Origin of the sequence: Actinosynnema sp. NPDC020468, assembly GCF_040642015.1 — a bacterium.
Classification (GTDB): domain Bacteria; phylum Actinomycetota; class Actinomycetes; order Mycobacteriales; family Pseudonocardiaceae; genus Actinosynnema.
In genome coordinates, this window is record NZ_JBFAEO010000006.1 from 13,025 (window position 1) to 38,753 (window position 25,729).

Sequence of the window (25,729 nt, forward strand, 5' to 3'; positions counted from 1 at the left end):
CCGACCGCAGCGCCCGGCGGACGTACCCCCGCCACGAGCACCCCTGGGGCCAAAAGTACTCACGGGGTACGACAGTTCCGCCGGCTCGGGATCGCGGTCGGCGCCGGGGTGCTGGCCGAACTGGCCGGCATCGGACTCGTCGTCACCGCCACCTGGCTGATCCTGCGCGCGAGCACCCAACCGCCACTGGCCTCCCTCGCGGTCGCCATCGTCGCGGTGCGCACGCTCGCTGTGCTGCGCGGCGTCTTCCGCTACGCCGAAAGGCTTTCCGGGCACGCCGCGGTCCTGCGGCACCTGGTCGGGCTGCGCGGTCGGCTCTACGACTCGCTGGTCCGCCGCCCCCTCGCCGACGCCGACGCGCTCACCCGGCTGGTGTCCGATGTGGACGCCGTGCAGGACGCGGTGCTGCGGTGCCTGCTGCCCGCGTGCGTGGCGGCCGTCGTCGGGGTGGTCGCGGTCGTCGCCACCGGATTCGCCTGGCCGCTCGTCGCCGGCCTGCTGCTCACCGGCGTCGGACTGCCGTGGGCCGCGTTCGCGCTCGCCGACCGGCACCTGCGCGACCTCGCGCCGCTGCGCGCCGACCTCGCCGCCCGCACCGTCACCCTGGTCGACGGCGCGGCCGAGCTGACCGCGTTCGGCGCGGTGGACCGGCAGCTCGCCACCGCGGACGCGACGGTGGAGGCGTTGCGCCGCAAGGAGAACCGGGCCGTGCTCGGACTGCCGGACGCACTGGCGGTGCTCGCGCAGTTCGGCACCGGGCTGCTGCTGATCGGCCAGGGCGCCACGCCACCCGTCGTGCTGGGCGCCATCGCGGTGCTGGAGGTGACCGTGCCGCTGACCGCCGCCGCCCGCCGCTGGGCGCAGGCCCGCACGTCGGTCACCCGGGTCCGCGACCTGCTCCGAGCGCAGCCGGAACCACCGCCACGCGAAGAGCTCCCGACCGCGCGCCGGCTCGGCGTCGTCGGACCGAGCGGCGCCGGCAAGACGACCTACCTGAACCGGCTCGCGCGCGCCCACCCGGAGCGGGCCCGGGGCGCGATGGCCGACTCGCACGTGTTCCGCACGACCGTGCTGGCCAACGTCCGGTTCGCGAAACCCGATGCGCCACAAGGGGAACTGGACCGGATCGCGCGGATCACCGACCTGGACGTCGACTGGGACACCGACGCGACCACGCTGTCCGGCGGTCAACGGCAACGGCTGCTGCTGGCCCGGGCGCTGCTCGCCGACCCCGAGGTGCTGCTGCTGGACGAACCCGTCGAGGGCCTGGCGCACGACCACGGCGACACCGTGCTGCGCCGGGTCCTCGACCACGCCGACCGCGTCGTCCTGGTCACCCACCGGCTCGCGCCGCTGCGCGACTTCGAGGAGGTCGTGGTGATCGAGGACGGCGTGGTCACCCAGCGCGGCACGCACGACGAACTCGCCGCCGCGCCCGGCTACTACCGGGACCGGTGGCAGGCCGAGAACCGCTAGGCCATGGCCCGCAGCACGCGCGCCGGCGGCCGGGTGCCCGCGATGCTCGCGACCATCTCCACCACCCGCCGGGTTTGCCCGACCTGGTGCGCCCGGAACACCTTCGCGCCCGCCCACGCGGCGACCGAGGTGGCGGCGAGCGTGCCGTCCACCCGGTCGCGCAGGTCCGCGTCCAGGGTTTCGCCGACGAAGTCCTTGTTGGACAGCGCCATCAGCACCGGCCACCCGGTGTCGACCAGCTCGTCCAGGCGCCGCAACAGCTCCAGCCCGTGCCAGGTGTTCTTGCCGAAGTCGTGCGTCGGGTCGATCAGCACGCCGGCCCGCGGCACGCCCAGCGCCACCATCCGCTCGGCCCGCTCCACGAGTTCGGCGGCCACCGCGGCGACCACGTCGGTGTAGCGGACCCGGTGCGGGTCGGTGCGCGGCGCGAGGCCGCCGGTGTGCGAGCACACGATGCCGACGCCGAACTCCGCCGCGACCTCGGCCAGCGCGGGATCCGCGCCCGCCCAGGTGTCGTTGATCAGGTCCGCGCCGACCTCGCACACCGCGCGGCCCACCTCGTGCCGCCACGTGTCGACGCTGATCACCAGCGACGGGTGGCGCTCGCGCACGGCCGCCACGAACGGCACCACCCGGCGGGCTTCCTCGGCGGCGTCCACGACCTCGCCCTTGGACCCCGCCTTCACCCCGCCGATGTCCACGACGTCCGCGCCGTCGGCCACCGCGCGGTCCACCGCCGCCATGGCCGCGTCGTCGGCGAACGTCGCGCCCTGGTCGTAGAAGGAGTCCCTGGTCCGGTTGACGATCGCCATCACCAGGGCACGGTCTTGAGGCACGTCCCGATCACCGAACCGCATGCGCGCCATCGTGCCACGCCGACACTTGATGTGAGCTGGGCCACAGCCCGTTGCTACCGTCGAGTAGCTCGCGCTTGACTCACCGGCAACCACATCCGGGTGATCCAGATCACGGAGGACCGCGTGCGCCGGTCACTGCCCCTGCTCGCCGCCCTGCTGACCACGCTGGTCCTCGCCGCGCCGGCCCACGCCGCGCCCGGTGTCGCGGTGACCTACGAGACGATCCCCGGCCAGGGCGGCACGCCGCTCAAGGCGTTCGTGGTGCAGCCGACCGGACGCGGCGCCGGGCCGTTCCCGCTGCTCGTGCTGCCGTCGAGCTGGGGCGTGAACGACATCGAGTACGTCGGCGCGGCGGCGAAACTCGCCTACCAGTCGGGTTATTCGGTGATCAGCTACACCAGCCGCGGCTTCCACGACTCCGCCGGCACCATCGACGTCGCCGGTCCCGACACGATCGCCGACGTCAGCCGGGTGATCGACTGGGGCGTCGCGCACGCGGCGGGCGACGTCACGCGGGTCGGCGTCGGCGGCATCTCCTACGGCGCGGGCCAGTCCCTGCTCGCCGCGGCGGCCGACCCGCGGATCAAGGCCGTCGCCGCGCTCAGCACGTGGACCGACCTGGCCCGATCCCTCTACCCGAACGACACGGTGAGCAACCAGGCCGTCGAACTCCTGCTGGCCGCGGGCAGGCTCACCGGCAGGCCCGGCCCGGTGCTGACCGACGCGGAGGCCGCGTACCGCCAGGGCCGGTTCGCCGACGTGCTGCCGATCTCGCCGCCCCGCTCCCCCGCGACGAAGGCCGCGTCGATCAAGGCCGCCGTGCTGATCGGCAACGCCTGGAACGACGGCCTGTTCCCGCCCGGCCAGGTCACCGACTTCTTCACCGCGCTGGACGCGCCCAAGCGGCTCATGCTCTCGCCCGGCGATCACGCCACCGCCGAGCTGTTCGGCGCGGCCGGGTTGCCGAACGAGATCTGGGAGTCCGCCGGCCGCTGGTTCGACCACTACCTCAAGGGCGTGGACAACGGCGTCGACCGCGAGGCGCCCGTGCGGTTGCGGCCGAACAACGGCGGCGCGTGGCGCGACTACCCGTCGTGGCGGGCGGTGACCACCCGCACGGACACCACGACCCTGACCGCCGAGCGGATCGGCACCGGGTGGCCGACGATCGCGGAGAGCGGGACGGTGCTGGTCAGCGGCGCCCTCCAGGGGTTCCTGAAGCTGCCGACCGGGGTGGCGACGCCGTTGGTCGACCGAAACGCGGCGGCGGTCTGGCGCGGACCGGCGCACCCGACCGCGAGCACCGTCGGCGGCACGCCCCGCGCCCACCTGACCGTGACCACGACCGCCACGACCACCCTGTTCGCCTACCTCTACGAGGTGAACCCGCTCGGGCTGGGCGCGTTGATCACGCACAAACCGGTCACCCTCGCCGGTGCGGCCACCCGCACGATCGACCTCGACCTGGAGCCGACGCTGTGGACCGTGGCGGCCGGCAACCGGCTGGTGCTGGTCGTGGACACGGTCGACGCCCGGTACGGGAGCGCGAGCAGGCTCGGCGGCGGCGTGGCGTTCGGCGCGGACTCGACGCTGTCGGTGCCGCGAAGCTGACAGCGGATGTCAGGGATCGGTGTCAGCATCGTCGGCATGGAATCGACGTTCACCATCACGCGCTGGGACGAGACCGTCCTGGACGAGACCGACCCGAAGCTGGGCCGCGTCCAGGTCGGGAAGACCTACGCCGGGTCCATGGCGGGCACCAGCACCGGCGAGCTGACCACCTGCATGGCCGAGAGCGGCTCGGGCGGGTACGTCGGCACGGAGAAGTTCACCGGCACGCTGGACGGCCGCACCGGCTCGGTCGTGCTCCAGCACGGCGCGACCATGTCGCCGGAGGGCCCGGTGTTCTTCGGCCACTTCGTGCCCGGCTCCGGCACCGACGGGCTCGCGGGCGTCAGCGGCACCGTGCGGCTGGAGCACGAGCGGATCACCGTGGACCACCGCTTTGGCTGACCGGGCGCGGGTGCTGGCGTTCCGGGTCGCGGCGCACGGCTTCGACCGGGCCGCCGCGACCCCGTCCGACCTGCGGGTGTTCGACCTCGGCGTGCAGGACTCGGAGCGGTCGGCGCTGCCCGCGCTGGCGGCCAGGCTCGACGCGCCCTCGCTCGACGGGTTCCGGCTCACCTGGAGCGTGCGCGGCGCGCCGCACTGGCACCGGGCGGCGGAACTGCCCGCGCTGGCCGCGAGGCTGTGGCCGTTCGACGACGCCGACGCGGTGTCCCGGATGAACCGGCCGCCGGTGACCGACGGGCTCGCCGTGTTCACCGAGGTCGTGCGGGCGTTGCGCGGCGTGGTGAAGGGCCCGATGACCAAGGGCGAGGCGAGCACCGCGCTGACCCCGCTGGTGCCCGCCGAGGTCACCGCGCACTGCCGGGGTTGCGGGTCGACCCACGTGCAGGACCCGATCTTCCGCCTCGCCGTGCTGCCGGCCGGGCTCCGGTTCGACCCCGACGAGCGCACCGTGACGTTCGTCCCGCTGGCGAAGCGGCTCGCGATCCCCCAGGCCACCAAGGGTTTCCTCGACCTGGCGCGCGCCTACCTCCGGCTGCACGGACCCGCCGGACCGTCCGAGGTGGCCCGCTACTTCGGCGCGCCGGTCCGCGGCGTGAAGGCGCTGTGGCCGGAGGACCTGGTCGAGGTGACGCCCGGCGGCTGGTTGCCCGCGGACGTCGTCGGCGAGTACGAGAACCCGCCCGAGCCGGACCTGACGAGGCTGCTGCCGCCGCTGGACCCGTACCTCAACGCGCGCGACCGCGACCTGCTCGTGCCGGACAAGGGACGCCAGAAGGAGATCTGGCGCATCCTCGGCCGGCCGGGCGCGATCGTGGTCGACGGCGAGGTCGTCGGCACCTGGCGGGCGAAGACCGCGGGCCGACGGCTCGACGTGACGCTGAAACCGTTCGCGGGCCTGGACCTCGGTCCGGTGGAGGACGAGGCGCGGCGGCTCGCCGCGGCGCGCGGGCTGGACGACGTGCGGCTCAGCTGACGCACGCGTCCAGCGCGGAGCGCACGTCGTCGGCCACCACCAGCGAGTCCAGCGCGTGCCGGGACACGAAACCCTTGCCGTGCAAGGAGTTCACCCACTCCAGCAGACCCCGGTAGTGGTCGTCCACGTCCAGCACCACGACCGGTTTCGCGTGCAGGCCGAGCACCCGCGCGGTCCACACCTCGAACAGCTCCTCGCAGGTGCCGATGCCGCCCGGCAGCGCCAGGAACGCGTCGCCGTGCGCCTCCATCAGCGCCTTGCGGTCCCGCATGGTGTCGACCAGGAGCAGGTCGTCCGCGTCCCGGTCGGCCCACTCCCGGTCCACCAGGGACCGCGGGATCACGCCCGTCGTGCGCGCGCCGCCCGCCCGCGCCGCCTCGGCGACCGCGCCCATCATCGACGTGCGACCGCCGCCCCAGGCGAGCGACCAGCCGCGCGCCGCGAGCGCCGTGCCGACCTCGGTGGCGAGCCGCAGGTAGCTGTCCGGCACGGCGCGCTGCGATCCGCAGTAGACGGTGACGGTGAGGGACATCAGTGCGTGTCCGCCCACGCCTGGTGCGCCTCGTTCACCACGCGCACCGCGTCGTCGATGTCGTCGGTCAGGTGCAGCAGGCCGAGGTCCTTCTCGCCGACCTTCCCGCCCTCCAGCACCGAGTTCTTCACCCAGTCGTACAAACCCTGCCAGTAGGACTTCCCGAACAGCACCACCGGGAACTTGGTGACCTTCTTGGTCTGCACCAGGGTGAGCGCCTCGAACAGCTCGTCCAGCGTGCCGAAACCGCCCGGCAGACAGATGAACGCCTGCGAGTACTTGATGAACATGGTCTTGCGCACGAAGAAGTAGCGGAAGTTCACGCCCAGGTCGACCCACGGGTTCAGGCCCTGCTCGAACGGCAGCTCGATGCCGAGCCCGATCGAGAAGCCGCCCTTCTCCGAGCAGCCCCGGTTGACCGCCTCCATCGCGCCCGGACCGCCGCCGGTGATCACCGCGTAGCCCGCCTCGGCCAGCGCGCCGCCGAGCGCGCGACCGGTGGCGTACTCGGGGTGGTCGCGCGTGGTGCGCGCGGAGCCGAACACCGTGACGGCGCTGGGCACCTCGGCCAGCGCGCCGAAGCCCTCCACGAACTCGGCCTGGATGCGCAGCACCCGCCACGGGTCGGTGTGCACCCAGTCGGACGGTCCGCGCGAGTCGAGCAGGCGCTGGTCGGTGGTGGTCAGCTCCTCGCGGCGATCGCGGCGCAGCACCACCGGTCCGCGCTGCTTCTCCTTCGGGTGCTCGTCCACGCCGTTGTCACTCACCGGAACCTCGCTCATTGCCGCGAGTCTAGACGCGACACGACGTCAGCCCAGGAAGCGCCGCAACACTTCAAGGCACTGTCGGATCTGGTTCACCGGGACGTTCTCCTGCCGCGTGTGGGCCAACGTCGGGTCGCCCGGGCCGAAGTTCACCGCCGGCATGCCCAGCGCCGCGAACCGCGCCACGTCGGTCCACCCGAGCTTCGCGGTCGGCTCGCCGCCGGCGGCCTCGATCAGCTCCCGCGCGGCGGGCGAGGCCAGGCCGGGCAGCGCGCCCGCGGACACGTCCGTGACGACCACCTCGTAGCCCGCGAACACCTCGCGCAGGTGCCGCTCGGCCTCCTCGGGCGTGCGGTCGGGCGCGAACCGGTGGTTCACCGTCAGCACCGCCTCGTCCGGCACCACGTTGCCCGCGACGCCGCCGCCGATCCGCACCGCCTGGAGGCCTTCGCGGAAGTGGCAGCCGTCGATGGTGACCCGCCGCTCCTCGTAGTCCCGCAACCGGTCCAGCGCGTCGGCCAGCGCGTGGATCGCGTTGCGGCCCATCCACCCGCGCGCGGTGTGCGCCCGCTCGCCGGTCGCCCGGACCTCGATCCGCATGGTGCCCTGGCAGCCCGCCTCGATCGCCGCGTTCGACGGCTCCGGCACGATCGCCAGGTCGCCCAGCAGCCACTCGGGCAGGTCGCGCTCGATCCGGCCGAGGCCGTTGCGGGTCGCCTCGACCTCCTCGCAGTCGTAGAACACGTAGGTCAGGTCGTGCCGGGGCGCCGCGACGGTGGCCGCGAGGTTCAGCATCACCGCGACACCGCCCTTCATGTCGACCGAGCCGAGGCCGTGCAGGACGCCGTCCACCAGCCGGGACGGCAGGTTGTCGTTCACCGGCACGGTGTCCAGGTGCCCGGCGAGCACGACGCGGCGCTCGCGGCCGAGGTTCGTGCGGGCCAGCACGGTGTTGCCGGACCGGACGACCTCCAGGTCGGTCTGCTCCCGCAGCGAGCGTTCCACGAGGTCCGCGAGGGTCTCCTCGGCGCCCGACACGCTCGGCACGTCCACGAGGGCGGCGGTCAGTTCGACGGGATCGGATGCCAGGTGCAGGGTGTCGGCCACCCCGCGCACGTTACCGTTGGCGTCCGTGAGCACCGAAAACCCCACCGGCGCGTACGGCGTCGGCCTCGCCACGGTCACCCCCGAGGGTGCCGTCCTGGACACCTGGTTCCCGTCACCCCATCTCGGCGCCGCCGCGTCGGAGACCGTCCGCCTGTCCGCCGCGGAGGTGGCCGCCGAACTCGGCGAGGCCGCCGCGAAGCTGCTGGGCGTCGACGCGGAGCGGGACGTCGAGGTGGTCGGCGTGCGGGTGGGCGTCGAGGCCCTGTCCGCCGCGCCGACCTCCGCGTACGACGTCTACCTGCGCCTGCACCTGCTGTCCGCGCGGCTGGTGAAGCCGCACGGGCAGAACCTGGACGGCGTGTTCGGGCTGCTGTCCAACGTCGTGTGGACCAACCACGGCCCCTGCGCGGTGGAGGGCTTCGAGGAGACCCGCCTCCGGTTGCGCTCGCGCGGTCCGGTCACCGTGCACGGCGTCGACAAGTTCCCCCGGATGGTGGACTACGTGCTGCCGACGGGCGTCCGGATCGCGGACGCGGACCGGGTCCGACTGGGCGCGCACCTGGCGTCGGGCACCACGGTCATGCACGAGGGCTTCGTGAACTACAACGCCGGCACGCTGGGCGCGTCGATGGTCGAGGGCCGGATCTCCGCGGGCGTCGTCGTCGGCGACGGCTCCGACGTGGGCGGCGGCGCGTCGATCATGGGCACGCTGTCCGGCGGTGGCAAGGAGGTCATCGCGATCGGCGAGCGCTGCCTGATCGGCGCGAACGGCGGCGTCGGCATCTCGCTGGGCGACGACACGGTCGTGGAGGCGGGGCTCTACGTCACCGCCGGCACCAAGATCACCACCGACGACGGCCAGGTCGTCAAGGGCGCCCGGCTCTCCGGCGTGCCGAACCTGCTCTTCTACCGCGACTCCACCACCGGCGTCGTGAAGGTCCGCCCCCGCAAGGGGACCGGCGTCGAGCTGAACGCCGCCCTGCACAGCAACTAGTCCGCGGGCACTCCGCTCCGACCGCGTACGCGCGGTCGGAGCCCGGGGTCCGGGCGTCCGCACGGGACGCCCGGACCGGTCAGCCCAGTCGGCGCGCCGCCTCGGCGACGCGCTCGTCGGTCGCGGTCAGCGCGATCCGCACGTGGCGGTCGCCCGACGGCCCGTAGAACGTGCCGGGAGCGGCGAGGACACCGCGTTCGGCGAGCCAGGACACGGTCTTCCCCGCGTCCTCGTCCCGCGTCGACCACAGGTACAGGCCGGCCTCCGAGTGGTCGACCCGGAACCCGGCGGCCTCCAGCGCCGGCCGCAGCACGGCCCGGCGCGCCCGGTACCGCTCGCGCTGGACGCGCACGTGCTCGTCGTCGCGCAGCGCGGCGGTCATCGCCGACTGCACGGGCCGCGGCACGATCATGCCCGCGTGCTTGCGCAGCTCGAGCAACGCCCTCACCCGCGCGGGGTCGCCGGTGACGAACCCGGCGCGGTACCCGGCGAGGCTCGAGGACTTGCTCAGCGAGTGCACCGCCAGCAGCCCCTCCAGGCTGCCGCCGTTGACCTCCTCGCGGAGCACCGACACCGGCTCGGCCTCCCAGGGCAGCGACAGGTAGCACTCGTCGGACGCCACGACCGCGCCCACCGCCCGCGCCTCGGCGACCGCCTTGGCCAGCGCCTCGGCGTCCAGCACGCGGCCGGTCGGGTTGGACGGGGAGTTCAGCCACACCAGCTTCGTGCCGGGCGGCGGCGCCTCGCCGTCGGCCAGCAGCACGGTCGTCGCGCCGGCCAGCCGCGCGCCCACCTCGTAGGTCGGGTACGCGAGCGCCGGGATCGCCACGAGGTCGCCCTCGCCGAGCCCGAGCAGCGTGGGCAGCCACGCGACGAGCTCCTTGGAGCCGATGGTCGGCAGCACCGCCGCCGGGTCGAGCCCGGGCACGCCGTACCGTCGGGCCAGCGCCTCGACCACGGCCTCACGCAGTTCGGGCGTGCCGTGCGTGGTCGGGTAGCCGGGCTGGTCGGCGACGGCCGACAGGGCGTCCTGGATCGGCTCGGACACCGGGTCGACGGGCGTGCCCACCGACAGGTCGACCACGCCACCGGGGTGCGCGCGTGCCGTGGCGGCGTGGTCGGCCAGGGTGTCCCAGGGGAAGTCCGGGAGTGCGCGAATCACTCGTGCGACGCCTGCTGGGGGAGCGCCTTGATGAAGTCGGGGTCGGCGCTGACCTTGCCCAGCTTGGTCGAGCCACCAGGAGAGCCGAGGTCGTCGAAGAAGTCCACGTTCGCCTTCGTGTACTCCTTCCACTGGTCGGGCACGTCGTCCTCGTAGTAGATGGCCTCGACCGGGCACACCGGTTCGCAGGCACCGCAGTCGACGCACTCGTCCGGGTGGATGTAGAGCATCCGGTCGCCTTCGTAGATGCAGTCGACGGGGCACTCTTCGATGCACGCCTTGTCGAGCACGTCCACGCACGGTTGGGCGATCACATAGGTCACTGCGCTCTCCTGCTCTTGTCCTGGTCCACACCGCGCAAGCCGGAGAGTACGCGGCGAATCCCATTGTCCAACGGTCAGGCTTGCCTTATCTGCACCGTGCGCCACTTCACAGGACAACGCTCACCTGGGCGGGGGACCATCCGACCGTGGTCGATGTCACCGAGTTGGAGCAACGTTGTGCCGATGCGTGGCCGGCGCTCGTCGACGAGCCGCTGGGCGGGTGGCGGCTGCGCGCGGCGGGCGGTTTCACCGGTCGCGCGAACAGCGCCCTGACCCTCGGCGACCCCGGTCTGCCCGTTCCGCAGGCCCTCGACCGGGTGAAGCTGTTCGCGGCGGCGCACGGGATCGCGCCGTGCGCGCACGTGGTCGTGGGCGCGCCGGTGGAGGCGGCGGTCGCGGACGCCCGGTGGCGGGTCGACGTCGATCATCCGGGTGGGGCGGAGTCGCTGGTCATGACCGGCACGCTCCGTGGCTTCGCCACCCCGAAGGACCGTGCTGCGGCGGTTGCGGGGACGCCGTCACCCGGTTGGTGGGAATTGGCCGCGCAGGCCAACCCGACGACCGCGCAGAGGCGTGTCCTGGGTAGTGGGAGCCGGGTCGGTTTCGGGGAGGTGGAACGGGAGGGGGTGGTCGTCGGGGCGGTGCGCGGCGCGGTGGTCGGCGAGGTCCTGCACGTGGCGCGGCTGGCCGTGCGCCCGGAGGCCCGGCGCGGCGGCGTGGCCCGATCGCTGATGGGCGCGCTCGCGACGTGGGGGCTCGAGCACGGCGCGCGGGTGTGCGCGCTACAGGTGGCGGAGCACAACTCCCCCGCCGTCACGCTGTACCGCGCGCTGGGATGCGCCGAACACCACCGCTACCGGTACTGGGTGCCGGGAGCCTGACAAGGGCGTGCCCCGGCGAGGCGCACCGGTCACGGCGGTGGGGCGAGACCTCCGCGCGCCTGCCGAGGGTGTGCTCGCCCGGGACGACAGTCGGCGCGAGAACCTGCGGCGAACCCTGACGCCGGGCGCGCTCCGGCCCGGGACGACGATCGGCGCGGGACGACGATCGGCGCGGGCACCTCCGGCGAGCACCGACGCCGGTCGCGCTCCCGCCCGGGACGACAGCCGCCCGAGAACCTGCGGCGAGCACCGACGCCGAGCGTGCGTTCCCGCCCCGGACGACAGTCGGCGCGAAAACCTCCGGCGAGCCCTGACGCCGGGCGTGCTCCGGCCCGACCCACAGCGGTCTACTGCTCGGCGAACCACTCGTAGGCGGCCGTGCGGACGCGTTTGAGGGCCGAGCGCTCGCCGAAGTAGTCGCCGACCACCCCGACCACGGGCAGCATCCCGAGCGCCTGGTGGTAGAAGCGGCCCTGTGGGCGCTTGTCGAGTTCGCCCTCCAGCGACCACAGCACCCTGGCGAGCTTCCACACCGTGCGACCGACGGCCTTGATCGTCGAGCCGGCACCCCGGTCCGCGGCGAGGCCCTCGGTCAACTCCTCGGTCAGCTCCCGGGTCCGGGCGTCCTCGTCCGGGTCCACCGGGGAGGCGTCGACCGCGCGCTGGAACAGCACCCACGCCAGCAGCCGCACCCGGTCCTCGGTCGAGTCGAACCCGTGCTCGCCCGCGAGCGCCGACAGCAGCAACCCCTGCCCGGCCGCGCCGAGCGCGGACTGGATGGGCAGGCGGTCCGCGAGCGCGCCGCCGACCCCGGGCAGCGCGGCCACCAGCGACACCAGCCGCCCGACCCGGTTCAGCCAGAACTCGTCGCGGTCGCGGACGTCCATCCGGGTCCACGCCGCGGTGCCCGGCACCTTCACCGCCGCCAGCGCCTCCCACAGCCGGTCCACCACCGACCGGTCCGCGCCGTCCTCGACGGAGCGGTCCCGCACCAGCGCGTCCGTGTCACGCACCGCGTCCAGCAGTGGGCCGGTCGCTCGCACGAACGGGCGGAGGGCCCGCACCACGTCGCGGTCAGTGATCGACGGCACGGCGACCCAGGAACGCGCCCACGGCGATCGCGCTCGGCAGCGAACCACCCGCGAACAGCGCGAGCGAGCGCCAGTCGTTCAGCAGCATCACGTCACCGCCCGGGCCGAACAGCCCGAACACCAGCAGGGTCACCAACCACACCAGCAACGGCGACAGCGCGCCGAGGGTGCTCCGCGCGTACCAGGAGGCGGCCACCACCAGCGCGGGCGTCGTCACGACCGCCACCAGCACCGCGACCGGGAACGGCCAGTCGTTGAACGCCGGCAGCAGCGTGCCGTCCCACCGCCACGGCAGGAAGAAGATCTCCAGCACCGCGAGGACGAACGCCTCGACCGACACGACCGCCAACGCCACCCGCGACCCCAGTGACCTCAATCGAGGCCCCCGAACAGGTCTGTCGCGCACCCCTGCGCCGACCCGCGCGCCAGCACGTAGTGCTCGGCCCGCAGCACCGGCTGCGCCACGCCGTTGGACAACGCGTACGCCGCGCCGTCCTGCCACACGCTCACCTGCGTCGAATGCGCCCGCAGCGCGCGCAGCTTGGCCACCAGGTGCTCGGAGATGTCGATCGTGGTGGTGATCAGCGCGTCGTCCACGGCGGGCAGTTCGTCGGGCTCCGGCAGCCGGAACGGCAGGTCGGCCAACCCGGCCAACCCCTCGACGCCCTCCGCCAGCGCGGACCGCGAGGTCACCGCGTGGAACACCCGGTCGACGGAGCCGGCCGCCGCCGTGGTGATCTCGTGCGCGCGGATGTGGTCGGGGTGCCCGTACCCGCCGAACGCGTCGTAGGTGACGACGACCTGGGGCTTCACGGAGGAGATGATCGACGCCAACTGCCCGGTCTGCTCGTCGAGCGAGCCCCGGACGAACGCGCGCGGGTGGGAGTTCGCCTCGACGCCGACCATGCCGGAGTCGCGCCACCGCCCGATGCCGCCGAGGAACCGGTGGTCGGTGACTCCCAGTGCCGCGCAGGCGGACCGCAGTTCGGCCACCCGGTACCCGCCGAGCTGGTCGGCCTGACCGGCGGCGAGCGCGCCGAGCGCGGGCGGGATGATCTCGCCCTCTTCGCCGAGCGTGCAGGTGACCACGGTGACGTGCGCGCCGATGGCCGCGTAGTGGGCGATCGTGCCCCCGGTCCACAGGCTCTCGTCGTCCGGGTGCGCGTGTACCAGCAGCAACCGGGGTGGCGCGGTGAGGGTCACCGGATCAGCGTAGAGACCCGGTCGGGGCAGCCGGAGACCGGTCGCCCCAACCGGGTGGTAACAAGTGGATCAGCCGACCAGCAGCGGTCGGACCTCGGCGAAGTGGCACGCGGAGAGCGTGCCCTGGCCGTCGCCGCGGCGCTCCAGCCTCGGCTCCTCGACGGCGCAGATGTCCTGCGCCTTCCAGCAGCGGGTGCGGAACCGGCAGCCCGAGGGCGGGTTCACCGGCGACGGCACGTCACCGGTGAGCACGATCCGCTGGCGGCGGCGCTCCAACTTCGGGTCCGGCACCGGCACCGCGGACAGCAGCGCCTGGGTGTAGGGGTGCATCGGCCGGGCGTAGATGTCCTCGCGCTCACCGATCTCGATGATCTTGCCGAGGTACATCACGGCGACCCGGTCGGAGATGTGCCGGACGACCGAGAGGTCGTGCGCCACGAACAGGTAGGCCAGCCCGAGGCGCTCCTGCAACTCCTCCAGCAGGTTCACCACACCCGCCTGCACCGACACGTCCAGCGCGGACACCGGCTCGTCGAGCACGACGAGCTTCGGGTTCAGCGCGAGCGCCCGGGCGATGCCGATGCGCTGCCGCTGACCGCCGGAGAACTCGTGCGCGTACCGGTTGCGGTGCTCCGGGTTCAGGCCGACGAGCTCCATCAGCTCGTTGACCCGGTGCTGCACGCTGCCGGAACCGGCCTCCTGCCTGCCGTGGATCTTGAACGGCTCGGAGATCAGCTCGTTGATCTGCCAGCGCGGGTTCAGCGACGCGTACGGGTCCTGGAACACGATCTGCATGTCCCGGCGGATGTGGCGCAGCTGCTTGCCCCGCAGGGTGGTCAGCTCCCGGCCCTCGAACTTCACCGAACCCGAGGTCGGCTTGTGCAGCTGGAGGATCGCCCGGCCCGACGTGGACTTGCCGCAGCCGGACTCGCCGACCAGACCCAGGGTTTCGCCCGGGTACAGGTCGAACGAGATGCCGGACACCGCCTGCACCTGCCCGACCGTGCGCGGGATGATGCCGCCGCCCCGCACCGGGAACGACTTCACCAGGTCCTTGACCTCCAGCAGCGGCGCGCGGCCCTGACCGGAGACCCGTCCGCCCGGCTGCGGGTTGCTGTCGTACGTGGTGGTCATGAGGTCGGGCTCTCCTCTTGGTGCAACCGCCGCTCCACGGCGGCCAGGTCCTCGGCCACCGGGATTCCGGGGTTCGCGGTGGTGAGCGCGGCGGGGTTCTCGACCACGCCGATCTCGTCGTGCGCGAACAACCGCTGCGGGTTCGGGATGGTCGCCAGGTGGGCGGACCGGTGGCAGCGCGCGAAGTGGCCGTGCCGGTCGGTTTCGAGCAGCAGCGGCTCGACCGTCCGGCACTCGTCCACCGCGATCGGGCACCGCGGCGAGAACGAGCAGCCCGGGGGCAGGTTCATCAGCGAGGGCGGCGCGCCCTTGATGGGGGTCAGCCGCTTGCCGAGCATCTGCGGGTTGGGGATCGACCCGATCAGACCCACGGTGTACGGCATGCGCTGGGCCTCGAAGACCTCGTCCACGGTGCCCTGCTCGACGACCGTGCCGCCGTACATGACCTGCACGCGGTCCACCATGCCCGCCACGACGCCGAGGTCGTGGGTGATGATCACGATGCCCGCGCTCGTCTCGTCCCGGATGCGCAGCAGCGTGTCCAGGATCTGCGCCTGCACGGTCACGTCCAGCGCGGTGGTCGGCTCGTCCGCGATGATCACGTCCGGGTCGTTGATGACCGCCATGGCGATCATCACGCGCTGCCGCATGCCGCCGGAGAACTCGTGCGGGTACTGCGCCGCGCGGCGGTCCGGCTGCGGGATGCCGACGAGTTCCAGCGACTCGACGGCCTTGGCCCAGGCCGCCTTCTTCGACACGTCGTGGTGCGCCTTGTAGGCCTCGGCGAGCTGCCACCCCACGGTGTACACCGGGTTCAGCGAGGTCATCGGGTCCTGGAAGATCATCGCCACGCCGTTGCCGCGCACCGGCTGCATCTGCTTGTAGGTCAGGCCGACCAGTTCGCGTTCCTTGAACTTGATCGAGCCGCCGATCACCGCGGTCTTGGGCAGCAGACCCATGATCGCCATGGACGACACCGACTTGCCCGAGCCGGACTCGCCGACGACGCCGAGCACCTCGCCCGGGCCGAGGGTGAACGACACGTCGCGCACCGCGTGCACGGTGCCGTCGTCGGTCGGGAAGTCCACCGACAGGTTCTCCACCCGCAGCAGCTTCTCGCCGGTGCGACCGTCCGGGCCGGACCGCTGTGCGACCGTCACGTCATACCCACTCATGCCTTCACCCTCTTCTGCCTCGGGTCGAAGGCGTCCCGGAGACCGTCACCGATGAAGTTCACCGACAGCGAGATCAGCACGATGAAGGTGAACGGGATGAAGAACAGCCACGGGTGCAGCGTCAGCTCGTTCTTGTTCTGGCTGATCATGAGACCCAACGAGGTGTCCGGGCTCTGCACGCCGAGGCCGATGAAGGACAGCGCGGCCTCCAGCAGCACCGCCTGCGCCACGGTCAGCGTCGCGTTCACGATGATCACGTCGACCGCGTTCGGCAGGATGTGCCGGAACACGATGCGCGGCGTCGAGGCGCCCAGCGCGTGCGCGGCCTCCACGAACTCCTTCTCGCGCAACGAGAGCACCATGCCGCGGATGACGCGGGCGATGGGCATCCAGCTGATCAGGCCGAGGTAGATGGCCACGATCAACCAGTTGCTGCCGCCGCCGCCCGCCACCGAGACCACGAAGCTGTTGCGCACCAGGACCGCCGCGATGATGAACGGCGGCAGCACCAGGACGAGGTCGGTGAACCGGCTGATCACCGTGTCGACCCAACCGCGCAGGTAACCCGCGAGCGCGCCCAGCACCACGCCGATGACGGTGGCCATGAGGGCCACGATCAGCGCGATCTGGAGCGAGAACTGGGTGCCGCGGATGGTCTGGGCGACCATGTCGCCGCCGAGCCGGTCGGTGCCGAACGGGTGGTCGCCGCTCGGCGGCTTGTACCGGCCGAGGCTGAGCTGCGTGAAGTCGTACTTCCACAGCGCGCCGCCCAGGAACGCGAACAGCACCAGCACGACGAAGATGCCGAACCCGATGACCGCCGCGCGGTGCCGCAGGAACCGGCGCAGGATGACCTGCCACTGCTTGCGCGTGGCCGAGGAGTCGAACTGGCTGACCTCGGCCGACGGCGGCGCCGGCGGCTGCGCCACGGGGGAACCGATCTCAGTCAAGGCGAATCCTCGGGTCCAGGAAGGCGTACATGATGTCCGCGATCAGGTTGAACACGATGATGAAGACCGCGGTCACCATCATGAAGCCGAGCACCTGGTAGGGCTCCAGCTTGGTGATCGCCTCCACCAGGAACTTGCCCATGCCGGACCAGCCGAAGACCGTCTCGGTGATGACCGCGCCGCCGAAGCTCGCGCCGATGTTGAGCGAGGACACCGTGATGATGGGGATCAGGGCGTTGCGGAACGCGTGCTTGAAGATGGCACGGCCCTGCGAGACGCCCTTGGCCTGCGCGGTCCGCACGTAGTCCGAGTTCAGCGTCTCCAGCATCGAGGCGCGCTGGAACCGGCTGTACAGGGCGAACTGGATCACGATCAGGCAGATGGTCGGCAGGATGTAGGCGCCGGAGTACTGGAACAGCTGGTGCCCGAAGCTGCCCTTGAAGCCGTCGCCCGGTGGTCCGGCGGTGATGATCCACCGGTCCCCGCCTATGGACTCCAACCAGTTGTTCAGCTGGATGCCGCCGGCCTTGAGCACCAGCGCCACGCAGAACAACGGCATCGAGAACATGGCGAACGCTATTCCGGTCGCCGTGTAGTCGAAGATCGAGTACTGTCTCACCGCACCGATGACGCCGACCGCCATCCCCAGGGCCAGCGCGATGATCTCGGCCCCGATGATGAGTCGCAGCGTCACGACGAACGACTTGAGCAGGTCTTCCTTGACGGGCTTGCCGGCGTTGCCGGGGACGACGGACTCGCCCCAGTCACCGGTGACGAAGTCGCCTGCCCAGTTGACGTAGCGCTCCAGGAAGGGCTTGTTGTACCCCGTGCGCTCGTACGCCAGGGAGATCTCCGCGGGTGTTCGCGGCTTCTGGAGCTTCCACTCGCCCAGGGGGTCGCCCATGGCGTTGGTCAGTCCGAAGCACAGGAACGAAGCCACGATCAGCAGCGGGATCGAGATCAACAACCGCCGGATTATGTAACGGAACATGACAAGTCTCTAGTCTCCCTAGGCCTGCACCGCTGCGGGCGGGAGGACCTATCGGACGCGGACACCGTCCGGGGGGCCGGTGCTTGTGGCACCGACCCCCCGGTCGGATGGGTCGTTTACAGCCGCGAGCCAACCAGAGCTCGTCCTACTTCTTGATCTGCCAGGCGTACAGGTTCCAGGTGATACCGCCACCGACACCGATGTACGAGATCGGGCTGATGTCCGCGGACGAGGCCGCGAAGTCGGGCAGCTGGAACAGCGGGACGCTGTGCAGGTCGTCGCGCATGATCTTGTCGACCTCGTTCATCAGGCCGATGCGCTTCTGGTAGTCCAGCTCGCCGTTGGCGGCCGCCCACTTCTCCGTCATCGTGGCGGAGTCGTACTGGTTGTAGTTGCCCGTGCCGCCCTTGGCCTTCTGGGCGTAGTTGCCGTACGAGCCGGCCTTCAGCGGCTGACCGACCCAGGCGAACAGCGCGGCGTCGAACTCGCTGGCCGGGAGGCGCTTGTCGTTGAAGGCGGTGTCCGCGTCGTCCACGATCTCGATGCCGGCCTGCTTGCACTTGTCCTGGAGGATGCGCACGGTGTCGGCACGACGCTGGACGACCTTGTGGCCCAGCTTGAAGGAGGCCCGGAACTCGCCCTTGGTGTAGATGCCGTCGGCGCCCTGCTTCCAGCCGCCGTCCTCGAGCGTCTTCTTGGCCGCCGCGACGTCACCCTTGCCGAGGTCGCTGTAGTGGTCCTCGTAGCCGATCTCGTTGGGCATGAAGGTCAGGCTGCCCAGCGGCTTGGCGTTCGGGTCGACGTCCTTGACCAGGTTGTCGATCAGCGACTGGCGGTCGAAGCACTGGGCGATCGCCGTGCGCAGGTCCTTGTTCTGCTTGAACAGCGGACGCGACATGTTGAAGTCGACGTGCTCGAAGGTCTGGCCACCGGCGGCGAACACCTTGAACGCGGTGTCACCGCGCAGCTGCTGCGCGACCGCGGCGTCGGCCTGCGGCGCGATCGCCACGACCTCCTTGTTCTGGAGCTGCTGCGCCGCCGACTGGGGGTCGGTGTTGGTCTTGATGATGACCTTCGACGCGGCCGGCTTCTCGCCCCACCACTTGTCGTTGCGGACGAGGACCGTCTGGTCCTTCAGGTCCGCGGACTCGATCTTGTAGGGGCCACCCGAGAGGGCGACTGCGGGGTCGAAGCCCAGCCAGCCCTTGGTGTAGAACTCGGCGGCCTTCTTGACCGTGTCGTCGTTCTGCTCGGGCGTGATCTTGGTGACGTCCGGGATGCCGGTCTTGGCCTCCAGGATGTGCGCCGGGAGCAGACCGTCGCTGCCGACCTGGGAGAACATGCCCCGGTAGTCGGCGAACGGCTTGGAGAACGTGGTCTTGATGGTCTTGTTGCCATCCGAGCACTCGAGCTTCGAGACGTCCTCGTAGCCGGTGGTCGCGGAGTCCCAGATCGAGGCCTCGGTGCCGTCCTCGCCCTTGACCTTGGCCTTGGACGCGCCGGACAGCCACTTCAGGTAGAAGTCCTTGCAGTCGATCGGCTGGCCGTCGGACCAGACCGCCTCCTTGCGGACCTTCCACTCGATGACCTGCGGGTCCGTCGAGGTGACCTTGATCGACTCCATCAGGTCGCCGTCGATCTTGATGACGACCTTGCCGTCCACCAGGTCGGCCACGTACGGCGAGGGGGACACGTTCGACAGCGCGATGACGCTCGAGAAGTTGTTCGTCGCGCCGATGTAGTTGTTGTAGTTGTGGAAGCCCTCTTCCACGGTGATCGCGATCTCGCCGATGTCGTCCACCTTGGGACGCTTCAGCACCTGGTCCGCACCGCCGACCTTGCCCGGGTCGGCGTTCTGCTGGCCACCTTGGTCGCCCTCGCCCGAGCCGCCACCGCCACACGCACTCAACACGAGTGCGGCGCCGGTCAACAGCGCGAGCGCCGAGACAGCCTTTGATCTCCTCATCGACACGTGCCCTCCTAGCACCGGGTTGGAACGACCGTTTGAGTCGACTTCCACCCATAACCGAGATGTGCCAAACGCGCCCCGAACCGACACACCGTTGCAGCACGATAAGAAGCGTCAAGGCACAGGGTCACTGCCCCTCGGCCGATCGTGACCAAAGGGTGACACGCTGGTAGCAGCATGCTACTCCGTCGTTACCGGGCGGGAGCGTTCGTTAACCGGACTACCGGAATACTGTCAATACTGAACCACGATCGCACGTCGGAACCACCCGGAAGCGGGAGATTTTTACTCCGTCAACGGTCAACGACCTTCCCGGCGCCACGTCGCGGCACCGCTGAGCGGCCCCGCGAACGGTGCGCCGGCGGTGACGTTCTGAGCCGCCGGGAGTGTCACCAAAACGTCCGCTACCTGGAACAACGGCAGGGCGACGGCCTGCTGCCAGAGCACCGGCTCCACCCGGGCCAGCGCTTCGGAGAGCAACTGATCACCCGTCAGTGCGGCCTCGATCGTGGGCTGGACGGTCTGGTCGCAGAAACCCGACAGATTCGCCGGAATGGGTGTACCCGCGTCGCCCGTCGTGGTGCGGCAGCCGAATGCCGAAGCCAGAACGGCGGCGGAATCACCGGTGTCGACGAGCGGCACGACGGCAATGTCGACCACTTCCGGCTGTTCGCCATTGGACGTAGCAGTGCCCGCGAGATCTCGTCCGAACAACTGATTCGGGGGCGTTGTCAGGACGTGCGAAGCGATTCCGGACAATGACAGTTGACGCTGGACCTGGTTTGCGATGGTCGCGTAGGGCTCTATTCCCGCAGGTGCGGCGATCGCGAGGTCGAGCGGTCGGCCGTCGCGGCCCCACTGGCCGTTGTCCGGCTTCGCGTAGCCGGCTTCGGACAACAACCGGGCCGTCAGGGCGGGGTCGAGGGCGGGCGCGGTGGCCGTGTAACCGGTTTTGGTCGGCGGAACCACTTGGGCGTCGGCGCGCAGCTTGACCGAAGGCCCGTTGCCGCTGCCGATGGCGATCAGCTCGTCCCGGTTGAGGGCGTTCATCACCGCCGTCCGGACCTTGAGGTCGGCCAGCTGGGGCGCGGCCGGCCGGAACAGCACCTGGACGACCTCGGGCCTGGGCACCACCGTGTTGGTGAGCGCCGTCGTGGTGGCGAGCGTGGCGAGGTCGTTCTCGGCGATGGCGTCGGCCCGCACGAGCGCGGCCTGGTCGTCGCCGGACTTGAGCGCCTCGACCGTGTCGTGGTGGCTCGCCCGGCGCAGCACCACCCGGTCCAGCGCCGTCGGCTGCTCCCAGAACCGGTCGTTGCGCTCCAGGATGATCTCGCCGCGCGGCTGGTCGAGCGTGCGGACGGCGAACGGGCCGCCGGTCGCCGGGAAGCTGTCCGCGAGCGCGGAGGCCCAGCCGCCGGGCGCGTCCTTGAGCAGGTGCGCCGGCAGCAGGGCGGAGAACAGGCTGCGCCACCCGGGGTAGGACTTGGTGAACGCGACCTCCACGACCTTGCCGCCCTCGCGGCTCGTGATGTCCTCGATCAGCCGGTAGCCCGCCGGGTCGACCACGCCGGGCTCGGACCGCATCCGCTGCCAGAGGTAGACGAAGTCCTCGGCCGCGATGGGCGCCGAGTCCGACCAGCTGGCGTCCTTGCGGATCGTGTAGGTCACGGTGAACGGGTTCGCCTTGGTCACCGCCGCGTCGACCAGCAGGTTCCGGTCGAGCTGGGTGCCGCCGTCGGCGGTGGCCCGGAAGGCGGACGGCAGCAGCAGCGAGGCGAGCGCGGTCGTGACGGTGGACTGGCCCGCGAAGGTGTGCGGGTTGTACCCGCCCTTCACGTCGTCCACGCCGACCACGACCTCGTTCAGCTTCTCCTTGGGGACCACGGTCATGCCGGGCGTGCTGGGCACGAGGGGAGGCGGCGGCGTAGCGGTGCAGGCCACGGCCGAGACCAGCACCACGACCACCACGACGGCCCGTCTCAGGGTCCCCCCAGACCTAGTCATGCGCACGAGGGTGCCAGACGAACCCCGCACCGGACCGCTCACCCCCACCCGCCTCGACCGACGACCACCCCCGGTGCCCGGCCGACCCCGCGACGGCGTCGACCGCGAGCCGCACCACCTCCGCCGCCGCCCCGCCCGGTGCACGGCGAAGGCCCCGCCGACCTGGGTCGACGGGGCCTTCGGAAGTGCGGGATCAGCCGCGGAGCTTGGCCCGGTTGCGCTCACGACCGCGCTGGTTGGCGTCGAGGGTCACCTTGCGGACCCGGACGACCTCCGGCGCGACCTCCACGCACTCGTCGGCGGCGCAGAACTCCAGCGCCTCCTCCAGCGAGAGCTTGCGGGGGCGGGCCAGGGTTTCCATCACGTCGGCGGTCGACGTGCGCATGTTGGTCAGCTTCTTCTCGCGGCACACGTTGACGTCGAGGTCCTCGGCGCGCGGGTTCTCGCCCACGACCATGCCCTCGTAGGCGTCCGCGCCCGGCTCCACGAAGAACGTGCCGCGGTCGGCCAGCTGGATCATCGCGTACGCGGTGATCGAGCCCGTGCGGTCGGCGACCAGCGAGCCGTTGTGGCGGGTGCGGATCTCGCCCGCCCACGGGCCGTAGCCCTCGGCGACGGCGTTCGCGATGCCGGTGCCCCGGGTCTCGGTGAGGAACTCGGTGCGGAAGCCGATCAGGCCGCGCGACGGCACGACGTAGTCCAGCTTGATCCGACCGCTGCCGTGGCCCGACATGTTCTCCATGCGGCCCTTGCGGTTGGCCAGCAGCTGGGTGATCGCGCCCAGGTGCTCCTCGGGCGCGTCGATCGTCAGCCGCTCGAACGGCTCGTGCGTCTTGCCGTCGACCTGCCTGGTGACCACCTGCGGCTTGCCCACGGTCAGCTCGAAGCCCTCGCGCTTCATCTGCTCGACCAGGATGGCCAGCGCCAGCTCGCCGCGGCCCTGCACCTCCCAGGTGTCCGGGCGCTCGGTCGGCAGCACGCGCACCGACACGTTGCCGACCAGCTCGGAGTCGAGCCGGGCCTTGAGCACCCGCGCGGTCAGCTTGGTACCGCCGTTGCGGCCGGCCAGCGGCGAGGTGTTCACGCCGATGGTCATCGAGATGGCGGGTTCGTCCACGGTGATCCGGGGCAGCGGGTCCGGGTTCTCCGCGTCGGCCAGCGTGTCGCCGATGGTGATCTCCGGGATGCCGGCGATGGCGACCAGGTCGCCCGCGCTCGCCTCCTCGGCCGGGACGCGGTCCAGCGCCTCGGTGATCAGCAGCTCGGTGATGCGGACCTTCGACACGGAGCCGTCCTCGCGGCACCACGCCACGGTCTCGCCCTTGCGGATGCGACCGGCGGCGATGCGGCACAGCGCGATGCGGCCGAGGAAGGTCGACGCGTCGAGGTTGGTGACCAGCGCGCGCAGCGGCGCGTCCGCGTCACCGGTCGGGGCCGGGATGTGGTCGAGCAGCACCTGGAACAGCACGTCCAGGTTCTCCCCGTCCGGCATGCCGCCGTCCTCGGGCTGGGCGAGCGACGCGCGGCCGGCGCGCGCCGAGGCGTACACCACCGGCAGGTCCAGCACCGAGTCGTCGGCGCCGACCTCGGTCGCCAGGTCCAGCAGCAGGTCGTGCGCCTCCTCGACCACCTCGGAGATCCGGGCGTCGGGGCGGTCGACCTTGTTCACCACGAGGATCACCGGCAGCCCGGCGGCCAGCGTCTTGCGCAGCACGAACCGGGTCTGGGGCAGCGGGCCCTCGGAGGCGTCGACCAGCAGCACGACGCCGTCGACCATGGACAGGCCGCGCTCGACCTCGCCGCCGAAGTCGGCGTGGCCCGGCGTGTCCACCACGTTGATGGTGACCACGCCGTCGCCCGTGTGCCGGCGCACCGCGGTGTTCTTGGCGAGGATGGTGATGCCCTTCTCCCGCTCCAACTCGCCGGAGTCCATGACCCGGTCGACGAGTTCGGCGCGTTCGGAGAAGGCTCCGGACTGGCGGAGCATGGCGTCGACCAGGGTGGTCTTGCCGTGGTCAACGTGCGCGACGATCGCCACGTTGCGCAGGTCGTTGCGGACCAGCGTTTCCTTGATCGACGCGGTGGCCGTGGGCACGCGGAACTCCTAGAGCTGTCTGTCGAGGAAGGCAGGCGCCAGGACAGGTGTTCGCGCGCAGCCTTCCCACAGACTACCGGTAGCGCCGCCATTACCACACACGTGTGGTAGGTGAGGTCAGCCTCACCTACTGTGGGGACACCCGGATGAGTGGAGTGCGACACGTGGGCAAGGGCAAGGTGAAGAAGAAGTGTTGTCGCTCTTCCCCGCGCTGCAAGCGATGCCCCGTGCTCGCGCTCAAGAGGGCGAAGAAGGGTCAGGGGTAGGCGTACTCGTTCACCCGGGAGAGTTCCGGAGCCGTGCGGCCGGCCTGGAACTCCACCACCGAGTAGCGGGCGAGCCTGCGGACCGCGAAGGGGTCCGTGGCGAGCAGGGCGTCGAGCTTCCCGCGTGGCATCGGTCGCGCGATGATCACGGCGCCGGTGCGCGGCACCCGGCGTCCGGAGGCGAGGAAGTTCCCCGCTTCGTACTGGCGGTCCAGCCACGCGACGTGGTCCGCCAGCGAGTAGTCGACCTCGTGTAAGGGCTCCGTGTACTCCAGCAGCACGATGTACATGGGAAAACGGTAGATCCGCCGACGCCCGGTGGAACCCGCTACGATCGACCTATGCGCACTTTTTACGCGTCTTGGCGGCCCGCCTTCCGGCGGCCGTGAGACCAGTGCGTTGAGACCAGCGCAGGCCGCCCGCCAGAGGCGGCCTCCTGCGTGCTGAGGGCGGACCCGGCGGGCACACCACCGGAGGAACCCCACCATGATCAGGTTGTCCGCCATCACCCCGTCCGGCCCGGTCCAACTGGGCAACTACCTCGGCGCGATCCGGCAGTGGGCGGCCGAGGGCACCGCCGAGGACGTGTACTTCATCAGCGACCTGCACGCGATGACCACGTCCCACAACCCGGCGCGATTGCGCTCGTTGACCCGCGAGCAACTGGCGGTGTTGATCGCCGCCGGCGTCGACCCGCGGTCCGTGTGCGTCCAGTCCGACCTGGTGCGCGAGCTGGGCGCGCTGACCTGGGTGCTCGAGTGCACCTGCACCTACGGCGAGGCCGCCCGGATGATCCAGTTCAAGGAGAAGTCCGCCGGCCGCGACTCGGTGCGGCTCAGCCTGCTCACCTACCCGGTGCTGATGGCGGCCGACATCCTGCTCCAGGGCGCGAACGAGGTGCCCGTCGGCGACGACCAGGCCCAGCACGTCGAGCTGGCCAGAGTGCTCGCGCGCCGGTTCAACGGCACCTACGGCGAGGTCTTCGCGATGCCGCGCTCGGTGGTGCCGCAGACCGCGGCGCGGGTGCGCGACCTGGCCGACCCGACCCGGAAGATGGCCAAGACGGCGCCGGACTCGGCGGGCACCGTCTTCGTCCTCGACCCGCCGGACCTGGTGCGGCGCAAGGTGAAGCGCGCGGTGACCGACGACCTGGGCGTGGTGCGGCACGACCCGGCCGGTCAGCCCGGTGTGTCGAACCTGCTCGAGGTCCTCGCCGCGTGCACCCGGAAGGAACCGGCCGACCTGGCCGACTCGCTGCCGGACTACGCGGCGTTGAAGGACGCGGTCGCGGACGCGGTGGTCGAGGAGCTGCGCGGGGTGCGCGAGCGCACCCGGGCCCTGCTGGACGACCCGGCTGAGCTGGACCGGGTGCGCGCGCACGGCGCCGAACGGGCGCGGGAGCGGGCCGGGCACCGGCTGGACGCGGCGCTGCGGATGTCCGGCCTGGGGTAACTCCGGGGTTCGGGCGGGTCGCGGGCGGCGGGCGACCGGGTCCGGGCTCGCGGCTCCGGCAGATCGCGGGACCCGAGTCGGCGGGAGAGGGAGCCCGGCCGGTGTCGCGGCTCCGACAGGTTCGTGGCGGCGGGACCCGGTCGGACGAGTCCGGGCCCGCCGCTACTCCCGGGATTCCAGCAGGTCGTGGAGGGCGGGCAGCAGCACCCGGTCGGGCAAGTCCGAGTCCGCCGCTACTCCCGGGATTCCAGCAGGTC

At 71.4% G+C, this 25,729-nt stretch carries 24 protein-coding genes; 7 read left to right on the forward strand and 17 right to left on the reverse strand.

The window, feature by feature from the left end:
* The first annotated feature begins 108 nt into the window (after positions 1-108).
* Positions 109-1,476, forward strand: coding sequence for an ATP-binding cassette domain-containing protein (locus AB0G50_RS07010; RefSeq protein WP_360103169.1), 1,368 nt, complete (start codon positions 109-111; stop codon positions 1,474-1,476).
* On the opposite strand, the gene folP is transcribed toward AB0G50_RS07010, so the two are convergent.
* Positions 1,473-2,342: a dihydropteroate synthase gene (folP, locus tag AB0G50_RS07015; protein ID WP_360103171.1), complete on the reverse strand. Its 870-nt coding sequence runs from the start codon at positions 2,340-2,342 to the stop codon at positions 1,473-1,475. The genes AB0G50_RS07010 and folP overlap by 4 nt on opposite strands.
* 90 nt (positions 2,343-2,432) lie before the next feature.
* On the opposite strand from folP, the gene AB0G50_RS07020 reads away from it, so the two are divergent.
* From AB0G50_RS07020 to AB0G50_RS07030, 3 genes are read left to right on the forward strand one after another with little or no spacing between them, the layout of a single operon-like run.
* Complete coding sequence (locus AB0G50_RS07020) at positions 2,433-3,944, forward strand: CocE/NonD family hydrolase (RefSeq protein WP_360103173.1); 1,512 nt, start codon at positions 2,433-2,435, stop codon at positions 3,942-3,944.
* Between the two features lie 36 nt (positions 3,945-3,980).
* Positions 3,981-4,346 (forward strand): DUF3224 domain-containing protein, encoded by a 366-nt coding sequence (locus AB0G50_RS07025; RefSeq protein WP_360103175.1) that lies wholly within the window; start codon positions 3,981-3,983, stop codon positions 4,344-4,346.
* Positions 4,339-5,379, forward strand: coding sequence for a crosslink repair DNA glycosylase YcaQ family protein (locus AB0G50_RS07030; protein WP_360103177.1), 1,041 nt, complete (start codon positions 4,339-4,341; stop codon positions 5,377-5,379). Before AB0G50_RS07025 ends, AB0G50_RS07030 begins: the two co-directional genes overlap by 8 nt.
* Here AB0G50_RS07030 and AB0G50_RS07035 read toward each other — a convergent pair.
* From AB0G50_RS07035 to dapE, 3 genes are read right to left on the reverse strand one after another with little or no spacing between them, the layout of a single operon-like run.
* Positions 5,372-5,911: a TIGR00730 family Rossman fold protein gene (locus tag AB0G50_RS07035; protein ID WP_360103179.1), complete on the reverse strand. Its 540-nt coding sequence runs from the start codon at positions 5,909-5,911 to the stop codon at positions 5,372-5,374. The two genes, AB0G50_RS07030 and AB0G50_RS07035, sit on opposite strands and share 8 nt — an antisense overlap.
* Complete coding sequence (locus AB0G50_RS07040; RefSeq protein ID WP_360103181.1) at positions 5,911-6,693, reverse strand: TIGR00730 family Rossman fold protein; 783 nt, start codon at positions 6,691-6,693, stop codon at positions 5,911-5,913. Before AB0G50_RS07040 ends, AB0G50_RS07035 begins: the two co-directional genes overlap by 1 nt.
* Before the next feature lie 27 nt (positions 6,694-6,720).
* The gene (gene dapE, locus AB0G50_RS07045; RefSeq protein ID WP_360103183.1) at positions 6,721-7,782 is read right to left on the reverse strand and encodes a succinyl-diaminopimelate desuccinylase; all 1,062 of its coding nucleotides are present in this window, start codon (positions 7,780-7,782) and stop codon (positions 6,721-6,723) included.
* Between the two features lie 25 nt (positions 7,783-7,807).
* On the opposite strand from dapE, the gene dapD reads away from it, so the two are divergent.
* Positions 7,808-8,776 carry a 2,3,4,5-tetrahydropyridine-2,6-dicarboxylate N-succinyltransferase gene (dapD, locus tag AB0G50_RS07050; RefSeq protein ID WP_360103185.1) on the forward strand — a complete coding sequence of 323 codons (969 nt, stop codon included), beginning with the start codon at positions 7,808-7,810 and terminating at the stop codon, positions 8,774-8,776.
* Positions 8,777-8,855: 79 nt separating this feature from the next.
* Here the strand turns inward: dapD and dapC are convergent, their stop codons facing one another.
* Positions 8,856-9,938 (reverse strand): succinyldiaminopimelate transaminase, encoded by a 1,083-nt coding sequence (gene dapC, locus AB0G50_RS07055; protein ID WP_360103187.1) that lies wholly within the window; start codon positions 9,936-9,938, stop codon positions 8,856-8,858.
* Positions 9,935-10,261: a ferredoxin gene (gene fdxA, locus AB0G50_RS07060; protein WP_360103189.1), complete on the reverse strand. Its 327-nt coding sequence runs from the start codon at positions 10,259-10,261 to the stop codon at positions 9,935-9,937. Before fdxA ends, dapC begins: the two co-directional genes overlap by 4 nt.
* Before the next feature lie 146 nt (positions 10,262-10,407).
* On the opposite strand from fdxA, the gene AB0G50_RS07065 reads away from it, so the two are divergent.
* Positions 10,408-11,142: a GNAT family N-acetyltransferase gene (locus tag AB0G50_RS07065; protein ID WP_360103191.1), complete on the forward strand. Its 735-nt coding sequence runs from the start codon at positions 10,408-10,410 to the stop codon at positions 11,140-11,142.
* A gap of 347 nt (positions 11,143-11,489) precedes the next feature.
* Here AB0G50_RS07065 and AB0G50_RS07070 read toward each other — a convergent pair whose 3' ends face one another.
* The 11 genes from AB0G50_RS07070 to AB0G50_RS07120 form a co-directional block, all read right to left on the reverse strand.
* Positions 11,490-12,233, reverse strand: coding sequence for a hypothetical protein (locus tag AB0G50_RS07070; RefSeq protein ID WP_360103193.1), 744 nt, complete (start codon positions 12,231-12,233; stop codon positions 11,490-11,492).
* Positions 12,217-12,609, reverse strand: coding sequence for a hypothetical protein (locus AB0G50_RS07075; RefSeq protein ID WP_360103195.1), 393 nt, complete (start codon positions 12,607-12,609; stop codon positions 12,217-12,219). Before AB0G50_RS07075 ends, AB0G50_RS07070 begins: the two co-directional genes overlap by 17 nt.
* Positions 12,606-13,436, reverse strand: coding sequence for an N-acetyl-1-D-myo-inositol-2-amino-2-deoxy-alpha-D-glucopyranoside deacetylase (mshB, locus tag AB0G50_RS07080; protein WP_360103197.1), 831 nt, complete (start codon positions 13,434-13,436; stop codon positions 12,606-12,608). Before mshB ends, AB0G50_RS07075 begins: the two co-directional genes overlap by 4 nt.
* Positions 13,437-13,505: 69 nt before the next feature.
* A complete protein-coding gene (locus tag AB0G50_RS07085) occupies positions 13,506-14,570 on the reverse strand; it encodes an oligopeptide/dipeptide ABC transporter ATP-binding protein (protein ID WP_360103199.1) in 1,065 nt (354 codons plus the stop codon).
* Positions 14,567-15,745, reverse strand: coding sequence for an ABC transporter ATP-binding protein (locus AB0G50_RS07090; protein WP_360103201.1), 1,179 nt, complete (start codon positions 15,743-15,745; stop codon positions 14,567-14,569). Before AB0G50_RS07090 ends, AB0G50_RS07085 begins: the two co-directional genes overlap by 4 nt.
* Positions 15,742-16,695 carry an ABC transporter permease gene (locus AB0G50_RS07095; protein WP_360103203.1) on the reverse strand — a complete coding sequence of 318 codons (954 nt, stop codon included), beginning with the start codon at positions 16,693-16,695 and terminating at the stop codon, positions 15,742-15,744. The genes AB0G50_RS07090 and AB0G50_RS07095 overlap by 4 nt, the downstream gene beginning before the upstream one ends.
* Positions 16,688-17,686 (reverse strand): ABC transporter permease, encoded by a 999-nt coding sequence (locus AB0G50_RS07100; RefSeq protein ID WP_360103205.1) that lies wholly within the window; start codon positions 17,684-17,686, stop codon positions 16,688-16,690. The genes AB0G50_RS07095 and AB0G50_RS07100 overlap by 8 nt, the downstream gene beginning before the upstream one ends.
* Positions 17,687-17,831: 145 nt before the next feature.
* On the reverse strand, positions 17,832-19,652 hold the full coding sequence (locus AB0G50_RS07105; RefSeq protein WP_360103207.1) for an ABC transporter family substrate-binding protein: 1,821 nt from the start codon (positions 19,650-19,652) through the stop codon (positions 17,832-17,834).
* A gap of 303 nt (positions 19,653-19,955) precedes the next feature.
* Complete coding sequence (locus AB0G50_RS07110; protein WP_360103209.1) at positions 19,956-21,701, reverse strand: ABC transporter family substrate-binding protein; 1,746 nt, start codon at positions 21,699-21,701, stop codon at positions 19,956-19,958.
* Positions 21,702-21,852: 151 nt separating this feature from the next.
* Positions 21,853-23,754, reverse strand: a complete 1,902-nt coding sequence (gene typA / locus AB0G50_RS07115; protein WP_360103211.1) for a translational GTPase TypA — start codon at positions 23,752-23,754, stop codon at positions 21,853-21,855.
* A gap of 256 nt (positions 23,755-24,010) precedes the next feature.
* On the reverse strand, positions 24,011-24,310 hold the full coding sequence (locus AB0G50_RS07120; protein WP_360103213.1) for a YciI family protein: 300 nt from the start codon (positions 24,308-24,310) through the stop codon (positions 24,011-24,013).
* Between the two features lie 196 nt (positions 24,311-24,506).
* Between AB0G50_RS07120 and trpS the strand changes: the two genes are divergently transcribed.
* Positions 24,507-25,472 (forward strand): tryptophan--tRNA ligase, encoded by a 966-nt coding sequence (trpS, locus tag AB0G50_RS07125; RefSeq protein ID WP_360103215.1) that lies wholly within the window; start codon positions 24,507-24,509, stop codon positions 25,470-25,472.
* The last annotated feature ends 257 nt before the right edge of the window (positions 25,473-25,729 follow it).

What these genes read in the sequence shown, in the direction of transcription:
- folP (WP_360103171.1), bottom strand. Translation starts at nt 2,342, where the DNA reads ATGGCGCGCATGCGGTTCGGTGATCGGGACGTGCCTCAAGACCGTGCC.
- AB0G50_RS07025 (WP_360103175.1), top strand. Translation starts at nt 3,981, where the DNA reads ATGGAATCGACGTTCACCATCACGCGCTGGGACGAGACCGTCCTGGAC.
- AB0G50_RS07035 (WP_360103179.1), bottom strand. Translation starts at nt 5,911, where the DNA reads ATGTCCCTCACCGTCACCGTCTACTGCGGATCGCAGCGCGCCGTGCCG.
- AB0G50_RS07040 (WP_360103181.1), bottom strand. Translation starts at nt 6,693, where the DNA reads ATGAGCGAGGTTCCGGTGAGTGACAACGGCGTGGACGAGCACCCGAAG.
- AB0G50_RS07085 (WP_360103199.1), bottom strand. Translation starts at nt 14,570, where the DNA reads ATGACCACCACGTACGACAGCAACCCGCAGCCGGGCGGACGGGTCTCC.
- AB0G50_RS07090 (WP_360103201.1), bottom strand. Translation starts at nt 15,745, where the DNA reads ATGAGTGGGTATGACGTGACGGTCGCACAGCGGTCCGGCCCGGACGGT.
- AB0G50_RS07100 (WP_360103205.1), bottom strand. Translation starts at nt 17,686, where the DNA reads ATGTTCCGTTACATAATCCGGCGGTTGTTGATCTCGATCCCGCTGCTG.
- AB0G50_RS07105 (WP_360103207.1), bottom strand. Translation starts at nt 19,652, where the DNA reads ATGAGGAGATCAAAGGCTGTCTCGGCGCTCGCGCTGTTGACCGGCGCC.
- AB0G50_RS07120 (WP_360103213.1), bottom strand. Translation starts at nt 24,310, where the DNA reads ATGTACATCGTGCTGCTGGAGTACACGGAGCCCTTACACGAGGTCGAC.
- trpS (WP_360103215.1), top strand. Translation starts at nt 24,507, where the DNA reads ATGATCAGGTTGTCCGCCATCACCCCGTCCGGCCCGGTCCAACTGGGC.